Source organism: Cryobacterium sp. Hz9, from assembly GCF_004402825.1.
Taxonomy (GTDB): Bacteria; Actinomycetota; Actinomycetes; order Actinomycetales; family Microbacteriaceae; genus Cryobacterium; species Cryobacterium gelidum.
In genome coordinates this window covers 1-16573 of the sequence record NZ_SOFC01000024.1, presented here as the reverse complement: position 1 = coordinate 16573, position 16573 = coordinate 1, and the positions used below count along the sequence as shown (strand labels likewise).

Here is a 16573-nt window from a genome sequence, read left to right as displayed (position 1 = left end):
TGCACGCTCGCGTTGCTCGGCTCTCGGCCGCTGCGTTCCCAGGACGACCGGAAGCCCGGTCGATCGGAAGGACTCGACGAGGTCGGCGAGTTGGTCGATGCCCGGCTGCGGAGCTCGCGGAGCCGGCTCGGTCTCAACTTCGAGCACCCCGAGCAGGCGGCGCATCTCGGTCATCGACCGGCGCCCGGTGGCCGCGACGTCGAGCATTGCAGCGCGGGATCGTTCGACGTCCTTCGGTGCGATCGCGTGGGCACCGTCGGCGAGCGCCACCATGACCGAGAGACTGTGCGCGACCACATCGTGCATTTCACCGGCTATTCGGGTGCGCTCCGAGATGCGGGCGAGCTGCGCCTGCTGGTCACGTTCGCGGGTCAACTGCGCGGCCAGGTCAAGCAGCGACGCCACGTAGCGCTTGCTGTTGCCCATGTTGACGCCGACCAGCGTCGCGGCGAGCAGCATGATCGCGGATTGGCTGGCGACGGGGATCCACGGGACCTCGGCCGGGTTGTCGGTGAGCCAGGCGGCCAGTCCGGCCAGCAGAACGGATACGCTGAAACCGATCCAGGCGCTCCGCACGTTCGAGTACACCGCGACCGCATAGAGCGCGAGGAGCTGTGCGATCAGGTGTACTTCGCCATAGTCAGCAAAGGTGACCAGGCCCATCCAGGTCAGGGCGAGGACCAGCAGGGGCATCCGTCGTCGAAAAAGCAGTGCTACGGCCAGCAGCACCATGATGCCGGCGTTGAGCAGGACGGCCGTGAGCGGAGCCGGGTCGTCATTCAGAGCGTTGAGCACGAGGGTGAGCGCCATCGGCACGACGTAGATCGCCGTGATGAGGCCGTCGGCCGGGTGGGGATGACGGTTCCAGAACCGCCGAACAATGCCGGGCGGGGTCGGCAGGCGCAGCTCTCCCCCGGACGCCGGTGCGCGCCCGGGGGGAGAGATGTTGGTGCTCATCTGTCGACTCTACGTGGCGCGGATGGTCAGGCGTCGCGGCGTTTGAGCAACAGCGCGGCTGTTCCGAGACTCACCGCCACCCAGGCGAGTACGACCAAAAAGGCCTGCCAGGATTCCATGCTGTTGGGAGCGGTCATCTCGGAGCCGGCTACGGTAAGCATGAACGGTACGATGTCGGCAACCCACTTGACGAGTAGTGAAAACAATGACACAACCGTCGGCAGGAGCAGGATGATGCCCAGCACCGTCGCGATGCCGCCAGCGCTGCTGCGCACGATCGTGCCGATACCAACTGAGAACACTGCGATGAGCGCGAGGAACAGCACGTTGCCAAGCAATGGCATGATCACGTCGACGTCGAACAGGCTTGCAGTGACGTCCTTGGCTCCCAGGATGGGAGTGGCCACGAGGAACGAGCCGACCACACTGAACAGGCCCACCAGGAAGGTGAATCCGAACAGCACGATTACCTTCGCCCAGAGCGCGGGCAAGCGGCCCGGCACCGCGGTGAGCGTCGATTTGATCATGCCGCTGGAATATTCACCGCTGATCGAGAGCACGCCAAGAACCGCGACGATCATTTGGCCGAGGCCCAATCCGGTCGTGGAGACGAGCACGAACATCTGCGCGTTATCGACGGCCAGGGCGGCACCGGTGGCCGGGTCGAATCCGGCCGTTAGCGGGGACAAGGCGAAGGACATCGCCACGGCGAGTCCGAGGGATGCTACGACGACGAGGGAAAAGGTCCAGTAGGTGGAGCGCAGGCTCCAGAGCTTGATCGATTCAGACTTGAGCAGGCCGCTGAAGCTGAGCCCGGAGCCGGTTGAAACGTAGGCTGCCGGAGAAGCGGATTGCGTTGTCTGGTGGGTCTGGGTGCTCATCGAGCGACCTCCGCTTCGGTGTGGGAGGAGGCATCGCCGGTGCGATACTCCACTTCGTTCTGCGTGAGTTTCGTATAAGCGTCTTCGAGGGAGGCGTTCACCGCCGAGAGCTCGTGCAGGGAGATCTGGGCGGCAGCGGCACGGTCGCCGATCTCGTTCACGGTCAGTCCGCTGATCTCGAGCACGTCCTGCTCGACGTTGGTGATGGTGACATCTTCCTGTGCCAGCAGGGCGGCGAGGGCCGCCGAGTGCGGGGTGCGCACGCGAACCGTGTTCTGCGCAGCCGAGGCGATGATATCGGCGACCGAGGCATCCGCTATCACCCGACCGCGGCCGAGCACGATGATGTGGTCGGCGGTGAGCGCCATCTCGCTCATCAGGTGCGAGGAGAGCAACACGGTGCGGCCCTCGGCGGCGAGCTGTTTGGTGAGCGTGCGCACCCATTGCACGCCCTCGGGGTCGAGGCCGTTGACCGGCTCGTCGAGGATGAGCGTGGCCGGGTCGCCGAGCAAGGCAGCGGCGATGCCGAGGCGCTGGCCCATGCCGAGAGAGAATCCGCCGACGCGCTTGCGGGCGACGGACTCCAGACCGGTGAGGTTGATGACCTCGTGCACTCGACTGGTGGGGATGTTGTGGGTCGCGGCCATGGCACGCAGGTGGTTGTACGCGCTGCGACCGGTGTGCACGGCCTTGGCGTCGAGCAACACGCCGACCTCGCGCAGTGGCGCTTTGTGCTCGTGGTACGGCTTACCGTTGACGATGACCGACCTAGCGCTGGGTCGGTCTAGACCCACGATCATGCGCATTGTGGTGGACTTGCCCGCGCCGTTCGGCCCGAGAAAACCGGTGACCTTGCCGGGCTGCACCGTGAAGTCGACCGCGTCGACCGCGGTCTTGCTTCCGTAGTGCTTGGTCAGGGACTGTGCCTGGATCACGACTGCCTCATTCCGTTGGTGGGTGAGGCCCCGTTTCACTGCACTGAAGCCCCCATACCAAACGGTATGGTTTGCCCCTAATGTGGCGCATCAACCGTGGGGATGGTTGTGCGCCATCGGTGTCGTACCTGAGTACGATGCGCGCCGGCCTACCGTTTGATCGACTTTTCGGGTGCGGGAGCGGCTCCCGACGCCCGCTGGTCAGCGTAGTAGTCGCGCGCCTCGTTCTGGCGTTCACGCTCAATACCGCTCGCGATCGTAGCCCGCAGGTGATCTGGCGAATAGCCGAACGCGTCGACGAGATCGAGGGCATGCGGCCGAATGCGCGCGATCAGCCGGTCGATGTAGGCCGTGACGGCCTGGGCCCGCTGGGCGGAGAGCCGACCGTGAATGAGGTACCAGGCCAGGTTCTTCTCGACCAGGCCGAGGCCGAACAAGTTGCGCAGCCAGGTGAGCACCTGCTTGGTTCCGGCATCCGTTGTGGCGTCGAGCGCCCGGGTGAACGACTCCCACTGCAGTAGTTCTCCGTGGGCGCGTGCTGCCTCGATGAGCTCGTTCTGGTGCGCATTGAACAGATCGGCTGCTTGCTTACTGGGCAGCTTGGTGGCACCGCGCAGCTTGCCGGCGACCTCGCCGATCATACTCTCGACCCGATCGGTGAGCAGCTCGCGCTGCACGTCGGCATCGCGGAGGGCACCGACGGAGCGGGCGGTGGATCCGCGGTCGAACACCGTCTGCCCGAGGGTGCGCAGGCCTGTGCCGTGGTAGGCGCGACCGGCGGCGTGCTGTACGACGTAGCGCGCGAGGGCTCCTGCATCCGCTGTTGCGAATTTGCGGCTGTAATCGGTGAGCAGACGCTTGGCGACGAGCTGCAGCAGCACGTTGTTGTCGCCCTCGAAGGTCGCGAAGATGTCGAGGTCGGCGCGCAGCCCCACGAGGCGGTTCTCAGCCATGAAGCCGGCGCCGCCGCAGGCTTCACGGGCCTCCTGCAGGGTGTCAAGTGCGTGCCAGGTGGAGAGCGGCTTGAGCGCGGCAGCGAGGGTCTCGAGGTCTTGCCGGTCATCGTCGGTGTCGGCCTTGCCGCTGAACACGTCGTCGAACTTCACCAGAAACTCGTCGTGCGCGAAGGTCTGGGCGTACGTCGTGGCAAGGCGCGGAAACAACCGGCGCTGGTGCCGCTGGTAGTCGAGGATGACCTCCTCGTCGGTGTCGCTGCCGGCGGTGAATTGGCGACGCTGGCTTCCATAGGTGATCGCGATGGTCAGGGCGAGAGCGGATGCCGCGGTAGCGGCCCCGTCGAGCGACACGCGCCCCTGAACCAGCGTGCCCAGCATCGTGAAGAATCGACGACCGGGGCTTGATATCGGGCTGGAGTACGTGCCGTCCTCGGCGACGTCGCCGTACCGGTTGAGCAGATTTTCACGCGGGATGCGCACGTCGGTGAAGTGCAGTCGGCCGTTGTCGATGCCGTTGAGGCCACCCTTCAAGCCGTCGTCCTCGCCGCCGACACCGGGGAGGAAATCGCCATCGGCGCCCCGAATGGGCAGGTAGAAGGCATGCACGCCGTGGTTGGTTCCGCGGGTGATGAGCTGTGCGAAGAGCACGGCGGCAATGCCGTCTTTCGCGGCGTTGCCGAGGTAATCCTTCCAGGCGGCGCGAAACGGGGTGTTGATGATGAACTCACCGGTGGCGGCGTCGAAGGTCGCGGTGGTCGCGATGCTCGCCACGTCTGAGCCGTGACCGATTTCGGTCATGGCGAACGCGCCCGGCACGCTCAGGTCCATGATGCCGGGAAGGTACTTATCATGGTGCGGCTTGGTGCCGAGGTGCAGGACGGCGGCGCCGAACAGGCCCCACTGCACGCCACCCTTGATCTGCAGGCTCGGGTCGGCAATGACGAGTTCTTCGAAGCCGGCAATGTTTCCACCGTGGTCGTCCTGACCGCCAAGGTGCTTGGGGAAGGCGCGCAGTACGTGGCCGTTGGCTGCGAGTACCTTGAGCTGCTCAAGAACGCGCAGCCGGTGGTCAGCCATGGAGAGCCCCTCGATGCGCTGCATATCGGGGCGCGCGGTGACTTCTCGGGCGGCGAGGCGCACGTCGGCCCAGGTGCCGAGCAGCTGGCGCCCGAGTTGTTCGACGTTGACTGCAGGGGCGGTCGGATCACCGATGGACTTGATGGGTCCCGTGTCGACACTGGGAACGAGGCTGGGATCGATCGTCGTCGATCGGGTGCTGGAGCGCTGTTTCGTGTCAACCATGGGTGGTCCTAACTGTTCGCGCGAAAGTCATAATCGCAACGTTAGGGCCGCATGGTCGCGGTCGTGAAACGCGCGGTGCGGGGGCAACAACGATAGCTGCCGCCCTAGGCATCCGTTTTGTAGGTTTACTACAACCTCGAGCCGTGCACACGTGCGCTCCCACACAAATAGCGTGCTGATGCGATCACGCGGAAGCGGCGACAACTTCGAGGAGGGCTTCGCCGTAGGCTTCGAGCTTCTTGGCACCGATACCGGTGATGCCGTCAAGCCCGGCGAGCGTGGTGGGACCGGCTGCGGCCACAGCGATCAGGGTTGCGTCGCCGAAGACGATGTAGGCGGGCACGCCCTGCTCCTTCGACTCGGCCGAACGCCACACCCGCAGCGCCTCGAACAGGGTCTCCTGGGACGTGCTGAGGTCGGCGGCAGCAACCTTCGCTGCGCTCGGGCGGCGGGCGGCACTGGAACGCGCGGGGCGGTCGGGTTCACGCCGCAATTGCACCGTGCGGCTGCCGCCGAGAACCAAGGCGGCAGCATCCGTTAGCACGAGGGTGCCGTATTCGCCGGAGGTGGCGAGCAGGCCCTGGGCCAGCATCTGCCGTACGACGCCGCGCCAGGCCTGGTCGCTGAGGTCGGCGCCGAGGCCCCACGTGCTCAGCTCGGTGTGCCGGTATTGGGTGGCGCGGGGCGTTTCTTTGCCGCGGAGGATGTCGATGAGGTGGCCGGCGCCGAACTTCTGATTGCGTTCGCGGTGCAGACGCACGATCGTGGAGAGCAGTTTTTGGGCGGGGATGGTGCCATCCCAGGCTTCGGGCGGTTCGAGGCAGGTGTCGCAGTTGCCGCAGGGTTCGCTGGCCTGGCCGAAGTAACGCAGCAGGTTGACCCGGCGGCAATGCACCGTTTCGCACAGCGCGAGCATGGCGTCGAGGTGGGCGGAGAGTTTGCGCCGGTGGCCGAGGTCGCCGGGTGACTCGTCGATCATGCGGCGCTGCTGCACGACATCTTGCAGGCCGTAGGCCAGCCAGGCCGTGGCCGGTGCCCCGTCGCGGCCGGCTCGACCGGTCTCCTGGTAGTAGCCCTCGACCGATTTGGGCAGGTCGATGTGGGCCACGAAGCGCACGTCGGGCTTGTCGATTCCCATGCCGAACGCGATCGTGGCGACGATGACGACGCCCTCCTCGCGCAGAAAACGGGACTGGGTGCGAGCGCGCAGGCCCGCGTCGAGCCCGGCATGGTATGGCAGCGCGTTGACGCCGTTCTGCCGCAGGAACTCGGCGGTCTGGTCGACTGTCTTGCGACTGAGGGCGTAGACGATTCCGGCGTCGCCCGGGTGCTCCGTCTTCAAGAAGGAGAGCAGCTGTTTGCGCACCTCGGCCTTGCCGACAATGCGGTACTGAATGTTGGGCCGGTCGAAACTCGCCACGAAGTGTCTGGCGTCGCCCAGCTGCAGGCGGGTCGTGATCTCCTGGTGCGTGGCATCCGTCGCTGTGGCGGTGAGGGCGATGCGCGGTACGTCGGGCCAGCGATCGGGTAGTTCGCTGAGCGCAAGGTAGTCGGGCCGAAAGTCGTGACCCCACTGCGACACGCAATGGGCTTCGTCGATGGCGAACAGGGCGATGGTTCCGCGGTCGAGAAGCCGTTTGGTGGCTTCATTGGCGAGTCGCTCGGGGGCGACGTAGAGCAAATCGAGGTCGCCGTTCAGGTAGTCGCGTTCGACCTGGCTGCGGGCCTGGGAGTCCTGGCTGGAGTTGAGAAACTCGGCGCGCACACCGACGGCGGTGAGCGCGTCGACCTGGTCTTGCATCAGGGCGATGAGTGGGGAGACGACGATGCCGGTTCCAGCACGCACGAGCGCGGGAATTTGGTAGCAGAGGCTCTTGCCGCCGCCGGTAGGCATGAGCACAACGGCGTCCTTGCCGTCGACGACCTGTGCGATGATCTCGGCCTGGTCGCCGCGGAAGGAGTCGTAGCCGAACACGGTGTGCAGGGCTTCAGCCGCGGTGGAGAACTTGCGGGTGGCGGCGCGCATCGGCGTGGCGGTGCGAGCGGCAGGCCGGTTCGGGCCGCGTGGGTTGGCATGGGGCTGGTTCGACGCGGATGCCGCGCCCGAGCGAGCCGGCTGCCGGGCGCCGTACTGCCGGTCGGCTTCGGGAGGTGGCGGTGCGTCGAAGTCGTCGGGGGCGTCGAAATCGGTCGGTGGTTCAAAGTCGTTCGGTGGTTCAAAGTCGCTGGGTGTTTCAACGTCGTCAGGGTTCCAGGGCAGCTCAGCGTTCCAACTCACCTGCATAACTTTACCCGGGCCCCCTGACACGTTCTCCCGTGCCGGTCAGATCCGCGACAGCGGGTAACTGGTTGCTTCACGGCACCTGAAGCAACCACCTACCCGCTATCGGGTGAATCAGCGGCCGCGCTTCTGGCGCAGGACGAGCAGGGTCACTGCGACGGCGAGCACTATTGCGCCGAGGGCTGCGCCGATCCAGGCGACGGTCGAGAGGGGACTGTCGCTGGCGGCTCTCGATCCGGCGTCGGTGGTGGCGTCCGTGGTGGAGGCATCCGCTTCGATCCCGCAAGACGGAGCCGTGGCCGCACCGTCGGCGAGCGACTGGCCCGGGGCCGGCTTCCAGTCGAAAGTGAACTCGTCAGAGATCGAGTGGCCGTCGGTGGAGACCGCCTGCCAGATCACCCTGTAGTGTCCGGCCGGGCCGAGCTGCGCCGCGGTTTCGATCGTTGCACCGGAGACAGTTGCGCAGCCATCCCCGTAGAACAGCGGCGCACCGGCCGGCCCGGTGACGATCATCGCGGCGCTGGAGCCGGTTCCGCCGAGATCGAGCAACAGGTCGCTCGTGGTGACCGAGAACAACTCGGGCTGCTCGGTCACCACCGAGTCGGCCGCCGGCGAGGAGCCGACGGCGTTGTTATGAGCGGATGCCGGTGCTGCACCCCAGCTCAGGGCCGCTGCCGCGACGACGACCGCGAATACGGCTCGGGCCGTGCGGCGAGCGGCCGAAGCAGTCTGCCGGCGGGTCGGCCGCTGGTGCGCAGTTCGAACGATGGAGGCTGTCGTCCCGTGGGGCGTCGAGTTGGCGCGCACGGTGCTGGACCGACTGTTTGCGGCGGGCGGTGCAGTGGCGGCACTGCGAGGGGTCGTGAACTTCATGATTGTCCTTCAGCGTGGGGTGCCCGGCGCCCACCGAACGGAGCCGGAGCGGCCTCTGCTAGTCGTTCGGTGCGGCGGGGAGAATGGTCTGGTTCGTGGCCGTGTCAGGTGAAGAGCGCGCCGGACGGCGGGCCACGATGCCGCATGGCCGACAACACGAGAACCAGGTCGCGCGGCGCGGACACTGGCGCCTCGTGCCCGATGCGAACCGGTGCCGCGACCGGCACGACCACCGATGCGGGGACGTACAGGGTACGCAGGCCCAGGCGAACGCTTTCGACGAGGCCCCAGAACGCGCGCTCCCCAAAACGCAGCACCAGAATAGTGATGATGGCGGCTCCGAGGTGGGCGCCCCACATGGTCGCACCGTCATGCGTGACATCAGCGCCCCCGCCCGGTGCGAGCGGGCCAATCAGACCGGGCAGCGCCGCATGCTGGTGCGTACCCGACGCGGCGAGGGCGGCTCCGAGCGCACCGCCGGGTGCGCCGAGTGAAAACAGGCCGTGAAAGATGAGCTGGCTGATCAACACGGATGCGGCGCCGCGCCAGAACGACAGGGTTCGGCCCGACAAAGCGACGCACACCATGCCGGCGAAGGCGAGGGACACGACGACCGCCAGCAGACCGGGCACTGAGGCACCACCGAGCGTGTGCGACAGGGCGGCGACAAAGGTCGAGGACACGGCGACGATCCAGCCGCGGGCAAAACGGGCCCAGCGTGTGTGCATGACGGCCCCTCTCCGGTCTCGTCCAGGGTGACTTTCTCCCGAGCAACTTTCCCAGAATAACTGACCGACCCTGCAAGAAGACTGGCGGGAGCTGGTGGTCGACCACGGCCGGCAAGTCGGCCGGGACCGAGCAGACCCGTCGGCTTCTGCTTGTAGGTTCAGTGCGGGGCGATGTCAAACGCGGCCGGTGAAAGAGGGCTTGCGCTTCTGTTGGAACGCGGCGAACCCCTCGCGATAGTCGCCGGTGGCGCAGAGCGTGGCCTGGGCGGCGGTCTCGTCGCTCATGCTCTGCCAGAGTCCGAGCCGTTCGTCGCGCAGTGATTGCACGATTGCTTTGCTCGCGAGAAAAGCCTGGGTGGCACCGGATGCCGCGCGTGAGGCCGCCTGCACGGTGGCCTCGGTCAGCTCCGTGGCCGGGAACACCTGGCTGAAGAGTCCGCTGGCGACGGCCTCCGCTCCGGACAAGAGGCGCCCGCTGTAGATGAGGTCAAGCGTACGGTGCGCGCCGAGGCGTTCCACGAACAGGGAGTGCCCACCCGAGTCGAGCGTGGCCCCGAGGTTCGCGAACGGCGAGCCGATCTTGGCGGTGTCGGCGATGTAGACGACGTCGGTGGCGATAAGCAGTCCAAGGCCCACCCCGAGGCAGGCACCGTGAGCGGCCGCGAAGGTCGGTGCCGGAAACCGGCTCATGCGCTGCAGCAAGGGCGTGACCAGGTTGCCGAGGTACCCGAGCACGTCGTCGGTTCGCGGGTCGACCGCCGAAATGTCGCGGCCGGCGCAGAACGCTGGCCCTTCACCCCGCAAGACCAAGGCGCGCACGCCAGCCCGCTCCGCGGTCTGGTAGGCCGCATCGAGTTCGACGATCGAGGCCTCGTCGAGGGCGTTGAGTTTGCCGGGCGCGTTCAGCACCACGTGGGCGACGTCGTTGTCTATCGAGAGCTCGATCACGGCATCCGCTTTCTTGGGCCATATTTGGGGTGAAAAGGCTAGACGTCATAGTCGACGACGACGGTGTCGGTGGTCGGGTGCGACTGGCAGGTCAGAACGTAACCGCGGGCGAGTTCTTCGGGCTCCAGCGCGTAGTTCTCGGTCATGGTGACATCACCGCTGACCAGCTTGGCACGGCAGGTGCCGCAGACTCCGCCAGCACAGGCGAACGGCACGTCGGGCCGCACACGCAGCGCCGCGTTCAGGATGCTCTCGTTCGCATTGACCGGCGTCGTCACCGTGTTGCTCTGGCCGTCGAGGGTGAATTCGATCTGGAAGGTCTTGTCCCCCGTGCCGATGATGACGGGCCGGCCACGATCGCCGTTGGCTGCCGACGGCACACCCGTGGTGAACAGTTCGAAGCGCACGCGCGCCCGGTCGACGCCGGTACTCTCGAGTGTGTCGCGGCAGAGCTGCACGAGCTCGAACGGGCCGCATAGAAACCACTCGTCGACCGCGGCCGGGCGCAGAATCGTGTCGAGCATGCGTCGAAATTTTTCCTCGTCGATACGGCCGGAGAGCAGCGACGATGATCGCTGCTCCCGAGACAGCACGTGGTACAGCGCGAGGCGGGCCGGGTAGCGGTCCTTGAGTTCGGCGAGCTCGTCGAGGAACATCACGTCGAGCGCCGTGCGGTTGGTGTAGACGAGGGTGAAACTCGAGGTCGCCGAGGCGGCGAGCACGGTGTGCGCGAGCGCCATGAGCGGGGTGATTCCCGAACCGGCCGCCACACCCACGACGTGCTTGTGCTCCAGGCCCCGCAGGGTCGAAGTGAAGCTGCCCTGCGGGCTCATCACGTCGAGTTCGTCGCCGACGTGCAGCTCGCTGTTGGCCCAGGTCGAGAAGACACCACCGAGGTCGCGTTTGATCGCCACACTGATCTGACCGGATGTCTCCGGCCGGCAGATCGAATAGCTGCGGCGCAGCTCCTGGCCGTCGATCGTGGCGCGCAGGGCGAGGTGCTGGCCCGGCAGGTAGTCGAATGCGCCCTGCAATTTGGGCGGAACGGTGAAGGTGACCTCGACGCTGTCGGCGGTGAGCGGGCGCACTTCAGCCACTGTGAGGGTGTGGAAGCGTGCGCGGTGCTTGACCGGCGCCAGCGTCATGGCGCCCTGGTTGGTGGATTCAAGACGTGTTGACGCCATTAGAGCACCTTGAAGTAGTCGAACGGCTCGAGGCAGTCGCGGCATTCGTAGAGGGACTTACAGGAGGTGGAGCCGAAGTGCGCGAGCTCGCGGGTGTTGAGCGATGAACACTGCGGGCACTTGACGCCCAGCTGCAGCCGAACCGGGCCGGCCGGACCGGAACCTCGCACGGCCGCGTGCCCGATCGGGGCGGCAATGCCGTACTCCCGCAGCTTGTCCCTGCCGATCTCACTCATCCAATCGGTGGTCCACGCCGGGCTGAGCACCAGGCGAACCGAGACGTTCTGGTAACCGGCGTTGGTGAGCGCCGCGAGGACGTCGTCGCGCATGGCATCCATGGCTGGGCATCCGCTGTAGGTCGGGGTCAGGGTGACCGCGACGGCGTCCGTTGTGACCGTTACCGAGCGCAGCACACCGAGGTCTTCGATCGTGATCACTGGAATCTCCGGATCGACGACCTGGGCGGCAATCGCCCAGGCGGCGAGCGACGCCGCGTCAGCGGGACGCGGCCGGGCGAACGCCTCCCGCAGGTCAGTCGAGCGCGGATGCGTGGTCACCATGACGCTCCGGGGTGCGCGCGGGTGAGCACCTGCATTTCGGCGAGCAGAAAAGCGAGGTGCTCGGAGTGCTTGCCGGTGCGGCCGCCGCCGGAGGCGACAAAACCGCGAGGGATCTCGAGCTCGGCTTCGGCGAGCACCGGCGCGATGGCGGCGTCGAACGCCGGTCGCAGGCTGGACGGGCGAACCGCCACTCCTTCGAGGCGGTCGATGAGCGGATCGTCGCGAAAGACCTCTTCGACGTAGGGCCACAGGTCGGAGAGCCCGGTGACCGTGCGGCGGCGCGACTCGTCGGTTCCGTGTGCGAGGCGCAGCACCCACTGGTTGGAGTGGTCACGGTGGTAGTCGACCTCTTTCACCGCCTTGGCGGCGATCGCGGCGAGGGTCGCGTCAGCGGATGCCCGCAACCGGCTGTACAGCTCGAACAGGTAGTGCGCCACAACGAACTGGCGTGCGATCGTGTGGGCGAAGTCACCGTTGGGCTGCTCGACGATGTGCAGCGACCGGAAATCGGGCTCCGTTCGCCAATAGGCGAGGTCGTCCTCGGTGCGGTTCGACGCGGTGCCGGCGTAGTGCAGCAGCGACCGGGCGTGCCCGATCAGATCGAGGGCGACATTGCCGAGGGCGACGTCTTCTTCGAGTTCGGGTGCACGCGAGATCCAGGCACCGAGCTGCTGGGCCAGGATGAGCGAGTCGTCGCCGAGCCACAGCGCATATTCGGCCACGTCGGGGGTGGCGACGGACGGACCTTCGATGAGCTCGGCGTCAAGCGTGGTGACATCGACGGCGACGTGGCCGTGGTCGTCGGCGTCGGCCTGGATCTGCTCACCCCCAGGTGTGCTGTTCATAGGTGACGTACCCCTTCGCTCTTGGAGTAGTAGCTCGCATGGCGGTAGTTCTTGCCAACAGGCGATTCGAAGAAGGCGCCCTTGGCGTCGGGGTCACTCGTGGTGATTGCCGCGGCGGGAACGACCCAGACCGAGACGCCTTCACTGCGACGGGTGTACAGGTCGCGTGCGTTGCGCACGGCCAGGATCTCGTCGGGAGCGTGCAGCGAGCCGACGTGCACGTGGCTGAGGCCGCGGTTGGAGCGCACGAAAACCTCCCAGAGCGGCCAGATTTCTGTTGCGGAATCACCGGGGCTGGTCATGAGGCAACCGTTTCGAGCTCGGTGGTGAGTGTGGATTCTTTGCGTGCGGTCTGTTTGCTCGCATAGGCCGCGGCCGCTTCGCGCACCCAGCGGCCATCCTCGTGGGCGTCGCGTCGACGCTGCAGGCGCTGTGCATTATTCGGGCCACGGCCGGCGAGCACCTCGTGAAACTCGGTCCAGTCAATCTCGCCGAGATCCCACTGCTGGGTTTCTTCGTTGAAGTGCAGATCGGAATCTGGCAGCGTGACGCCGAGCACGGCGGCCTGGGGAACGAGCATGTTGACGAAGCGCTGGCGCAGCTCGTCGTTGGAGTGACGCTTGATCTTCCAGGCCATAGACTGCGCCGAGTTGGGCGAGTCATCATCGGGCGGGCCGAACATCATCAGCGCGGGCCAGTACCAGCGGTCGACCGAGTCCTGTGCCATCTGCCGCTGCTCCGCTGTGCCCTGCATGAGCTCGAGCAGAATCTCGAAGCCCTGCCTCTGATGAAAGGACTCCTCCTTGCAGATGCGCACCATTGCGCGACCGTATGGGCCATAGGAGGCTCGGCAGAGCGGCACCTGGTTGCAGATGGCGGCGCCATCGACGAGCCAGCCGATCGAGCCCATGTCGGCCCAGCTCGGGGTCGGATAGTTGAAGATCGAGGAGTAGCGGGCCTTGCCGGCGATGAGGGCATCCGTCATATCGTCGCGGGTGGCGCCGAGGGTTTGCGCGGCGGAGTACAGGTAGAGTCCGTGACCAGCCTCGTCTTGCACCTTGGCCATGAGGATGGCCTTACGCTTCAGGCTCGGGGCGCGCGTGATCCAGTTGGACTCGGGCTGCATGCCGATAATCTCGGAATGCGCGTGCTGCGAGATTTGACGCACGAGCGACCTGCGGTATCCCTCCGGCATCCAGTCGCGCGGCTCGATGCGGGAGTCTGCTTCGATCAAGTCGTTGAACTGCTGCTCTTCGACGCTGAAAGCGACGGCTGCACCCCTATCGGGCGTGATGGTGCTTGTCATCATCGGCTCCTGGTCTGCGTTGACTGCGGTGGTCGTGGGAAGTGCCGACGGCGCTAAGGTGATGCCGGTCGGAAATTTCGCACACTGATCGGCAATCTATTACCAACCGATCGTTTAGTTAGTATATAGTCACATTATCGGTCGGGCAACCCCCGCTTGAGCTTCACAACCACGGCAACTCAACGAGGAGAACCGAATGACCGAAGCAGCATCCGTCGGCAACCAGGCCATGATGCAGCGCGACCGGGCATCGGCTTCCCTCGGCATGATCGTGCTCCGTGATGAGCCGGGCCATTCCGTTGTCTCGATGGTCGTCCGGGACGACATGCTCAACGGTTTCGATGTGACCCACGGTGGTTTCGTATTCGCCCTCGCCGACACGGCGTTCGCCATTGCCTGCAACGATTCGCATCATGTCACGCTCGCCGCTGGCGCTGACATCACATTTCTGAAGCCGACCACGACGGGCCAGAACCTCACAGCGACCGCGCTGCTTCGTGTGAAGAGCGGCCGCAGCGGCATCTACGACGTGCGCGTCACCGCTGACAACGATGTCACTGTGGCCGAATTTCGCGGCCGTAGCCGCACCACCAACTTGCCCATCCCCGCACACAACCACCTCTAACCCTTCCGGAAGGCCTCATGTCAACGCTGACCAAGACCCGTCTGCACGCACCGGCACTCGACGAGCTCGACGCGGCTGAGCGGATGTCCCAGGGTGAGATTCGCGCGCTGCAGCTCACGCGTCTGCAGCGCACCGTACGGCACGCCTACGAAAACGTTCCTCTATACACGCGCAAGTTCGAGGCCGCCGGCGTGCACCCCGACGACATTCGCACGCTCGAGGACGTTGCGCTGCTGCCTTTCACGACCAAGGACGACCTGCGCGCCTGCTACCCATTCGGCATGTTCGCGGTTCCGATGGACCAGGTCGCGCGCATTCACACCTCCTCGGGCACCACCGGGCTGCCGACCGTGGTCGGGTACACGAAAAACGACCTCGCCATCTGGTCGGGCCTGGTGGCCCGGAGCCTGCGCGCCTCGGGCGTGCGTCCCGGAATGAAGGTGCACAACGCGTACGGCTACGGGCTGTTCACCGGCGGCCTCGGGGCGCACGCCGGCATTGAAGCACTCGGTGCCTGCGCCATCCCGATGTCGGGAGGCCAGACCAACAAGCAGGTGCAGTTGATCACCGACTTCGAGCCCGATGTCATTCTGTCGACGCCGAGCTACCTGCTCACCATCACCGACGCGATGGTCGCCGCTGGCCTGGACCCGCGTCACTCGAGTCTGAAGGCCGGCGTGCTCGGCGCCGAGCCGTGGACGAACCAGATGCGCCTCGAGCTCGAGGATCGCCTCGACTTTGACGCGCTCGATATCTACGGCCTCAGCGAAGTCATGGGCCCGGGAGTCGGCAATGAGTGCATCGAGGCCAAAGACGGTCCGCACCTCTGGGAAGACCATTTTCTGCCCGAGATCATCAACGGCGACACCGGCGTCACGATACCCGACGGCGAAACCGGCGAACTCGTCTTCACTTCCCTCACCAAGGAGGCCTTTCCGGTCATCCGCTACCGCACCCGCGACCTGACCCGGCTGCTCCCCGGCACGGCTCGGCCGGGCATGCGCCGCATGGAGAAGATCACCGGTCGCAATGACGACATGATCATTCTGCGCGGGGTGAACCTATTTCCGACCCAGATAGAAGAGATCGTGCTTGGCATTGAGCATCTGTCCCCACATTTCGTGCTCGAACTGACCCGGCCGGAGCGCATGGATGAGCTCACCGTGCGCATCGAACGGCACGAGCACGCCGACGACGCCGCCTCTGCCATAGCACGCGCGCTTCTCATCGCCCTCATCAAGGACCGGATCGGTTCCAGCGTCAACGTGCTCATCGTTGAGCCCGGAACCCTCGAGCGCAGCACCGGCAAGCACAAACGCGTCTACGACCTGCGCTAGTTGTCGTGGCCGGCATGCCTGCGTGAGAGACTCAAGATCTATGTCTGACGTACACACCCCTAAGCGCGGGCGTCCCGGCTACGACCAGCGGGCCATTCTCGAGATCGCCGTCACCGCGTTCAATGAATTCGGCTACGACGCCACCTCAATGGGAGTCCTCGCGACGCGCCTGGCCCTATCGAAAGCGGCCATCTACCACCACTTCACGTCCAAGGACGAGGTGCTCCAACTCGCTCTCGACGAAGCCCTCAACGGCCTCGAGGGCGTGCTGCTGGAGTCCGGCGCCCTGACCGGCAGCGCGATCGACCGCCTGGCCTTCGTGCTTCGCGGTGCCGTGCACGTACTCACGACGCGCCTTCCCTACGTCACGCTGCTGCTCCGGGTGCGCGGCAACACCGAGGTCGAGCGTCTTGCTCTGGCTCGCCGCCGCGCCTTCGACCGCGCCGTCTCGACCCTGGTCGTCGAGGCCCGGGACGAGGGCTCGTTGCGCAGCGACATCGACCCGCGGGTCGTCACCCGCCTGCTCTTCGGCATGGTCAACTCCATCGCCGAGTGGTATCGCGCCGATGGCCCCGAAGACGCCACCCAGCTGGCCGACGACGTGCTCGCCGTCGCCTTGGACGGCCTCCGCCGCCGCTAGATTCCCTGCGTGTTCGTGTTCTGGGTGGGGTGGTGGGTTGTGTGTGGGGGTGGGACGTTGTCGGGGTGTTGTGGTGGGCTCCGCGCGTGGCAGGCATTGTGACAGCGGGTTAACGCAAAAAGGCCACCCGAGGGTGGCCTTTTCGTGTGTTTCTAAGTTAAGTCCGGCGGTGTCCTACTCTCCCACAGGGTCCCCCCTGCAGTACCATCGGCGCT

At 66.0% G+C, this 16573-nt stretch carries 15 protein-coding genes and 1 pseudogene; 3 read left to right on the top strand and 13 right to left on the bottom strand.

All coding sequences use genetic code 11. From position 1 onward, the window contains the following. Positions 1 to 150: 150 nt before the first annotated feature. From E3N85_RS17195 to paaA, 13 genes and pseudogenes are all read right to left on the bottom strand, one after another. Positions 151 to 426 (bottom strand): annotated as a pseudogene (locus tag E3N85_RS17195) (histidine kinase); the annotation flags it as partial. A gap of 557 nt (positions 427 to 983) precedes the next feature. Further along, positions 984 to 1838: an ABC transporter permease subunit gene (locus E3N85_RS15080; RefSeq protein ID WP_134464639.1), complete on the bottom strand. Its 855-nt coding sequence runs from the start codon at positions 1836 to 1838 to the stop codon at positions 984 to 986. After that, a complete protein-coding gene (locus E3N85_RS15075; RefSeq protein ID WP_134464637.1) occupies positions 1835 to 2773 on the bottom strand; it encodes an ABC transporter ATP-binding protein in 939 nt (312 codons plus the stop codon). Before E3N85_RS15075 ends, E3N85_RS15080 begins: the two co-directional genes overlap by 4 nt. 149 nt (positions 2774 to 2922) lie before the next feature. Then, positions 2923 to 5031, bottom strand: a complete 2109-nt coding sequence (locus tag E3N85_RS15070) for an acyl-CoA dehydrogenase (protein ID WP_134464635.1) — start codon at positions 5029 to 5031, stop codon at positions 2923 to 2925. A gap of 184 nt (positions 5032 to 5215) precedes the next feature. Continuing rightward, positions 5216 to 7057 carry a DNA helicase RecQ gene (gene recQ, locus E3N85_RS15065; RefSeq protein ID WP_241978551.1) on the bottom strand — a complete coding sequence of 614 codons (1842 nt, stop codon included), beginning with the start codon at positions 7055 to 7057 and terminating at the stop codon, positions 5216 to 5218. Positions 7058 to 7426: 369 nt separating this feature from the next. After that, positions 7427 to 8185, bottom strand: a complete 759-nt coding sequence (locus tag E3N85_RS15060; protein ID WP_134464631.1) for a copper resistance CopC family protein — start codon at positions 8183 to 8185, stop codon at positions 7427 to 7429. 104 nt (positions 8186 to 8289) lie between these two features. Continuing rightward, positions 8290 to 8913 (bottom strand): hypothetical protein, encoded by a 624-nt coding sequence (locus E3N85_RS15055; protein WP_134464629.1) that lies wholly within the window; start codon positions 8911 to 8913, stop codon positions 8290 to 8292. A 174-nt stretch (positions 8914 to 9087) separates the two neighbouring features. Next, complete coding sequence (locus E3N85_RS15050) at positions 9088 to 9861, bottom strand: enoyl-CoA hydratase/isomerase family protein (RefSeq protein WP_134464627.1); 774 nt, start codon at positions 9859 to 9861, stop codon at positions 9088 to 9090. Positions 9862 to 9899: 38 nt separating this feature from the next. Then, positions 9900 to 11045, bottom strand: coding sequence for a 1,2-phenylacetyl-CoA epoxidase subunit PaaE (gene paaE, locus E3N85_RS15045; protein ID WP_370289373.1), 1146 nt, complete (start codon positions 11043 to 11045; stop codon positions 9900 to 9902). Beyond that, positions 11045 to 11605, bottom strand: coding sequence for a 1,2-phenylacetyl-CoA epoxidase subunit PaaD (gene paaD / locus E3N85_RS15040; RefSeq protein ID WP_134464625.1), 561 nt, complete (start codon positions 11603 to 11605; stop codon positions 11045 to 11047). The genes paaE and paaD overlap by 1 nt, the downstream gene beginning before the upstream one ends. Continuing rightward, positions 11599 to 12450 carry a 1,2-phenylacetyl-CoA epoxidase subunit PaaC gene (gene paaC, locus E3N85_RS15035; RefSeq protein WP_134464622.1) on the bottom strand — a complete coding sequence of 284 codons (852 nt, stop codon included), beginning with the start codon at positions 12448 to 12450 and terminating at the stop codon, positions 11599 to 11601. The genes paaD and paaC overlap by 7 nt, the downstream gene beginning before the upstream one ends. Next, positions 12447 to 12752 carry a 1,2-phenylacetyl-CoA epoxidase subunit PaaB gene (gene paaB / locus E3N85_RS15030; RefSeq protein ID WP_134464620.1) on the bottom strand — a complete coding sequence of 102 codons (306 nt, stop codon included), beginning with the start codon at positions 12750 to 12752 and terminating at the stop codon, positions 12447 to 12449. The genes paaC and paaB overlap by 4 nt, the downstream gene beginning before the upstream one ends. Continuing rightward, positions 12749 to 13756, bottom strand: coding sequence for a 1,2-phenylacetyl-CoA epoxidase subunit PaaA (paaA, locus tag E3N85_RS15025; protein WP_134464618.1), 1008 nt, complete (start codon positions 13754 to 13756; stop codon positions 12749 to 12751). Before paaA ends, paaB begins: the two co-directional genes overlap by 4 nt. A gap of 196 nt (positions 13757 to 13952) precedes the next feature. Here paaA and paaI point away from each other — a divergent pair, with 196 nt between their 5' ends. Genes paaI through E3N85_RS15010 form a run of 3 tightly spaced genes read left to right on the top strand, consistent with a single transcriptional unit; the run spans position 13953 to position 16358 of the window. After that, the gene (gene paaI / locus E3N85_RS15020; protein ID WP_134464616.1) at positions 13953 to 14381 is read left to right on the top strand and encodes a hydroxyphenylacetyl-CoA thioesterase PaaI; all 429 of its coding nucleotides are present in this window, start codon (positions 13953 to 13955) and stop codon (positions 14379 to 14381) included. Positions 14382 to 14398: 17 nt separating this feature from the next. Beyond that, complete coding sequence (gene paaK, locus E3N85_RS15015; RefSeq protein WP_134464614.1) at positions 14399 to 15718, top strand: phenylacetate--CoA ligase PaaK; 1320 nt, start codon at positions 14399 to 14401, stop codon at positions 15716 to 15718. Positions 15719 to 15758: 40 nt separating this feature from the next. Next, on the top strand, positions 15759 to 16358 hold the full coding sequence (locus E3N85_RS15010) for a TetR/AcrR family transcriptional regulator (RefSeq protein ID WP_134464612.1): 600 nt from the start codon (positions 15759 to 15761) through the stop codon (positions 16356 to 16358). Positions 16359 to 16573: the final 215 nt, after the last annotated feature.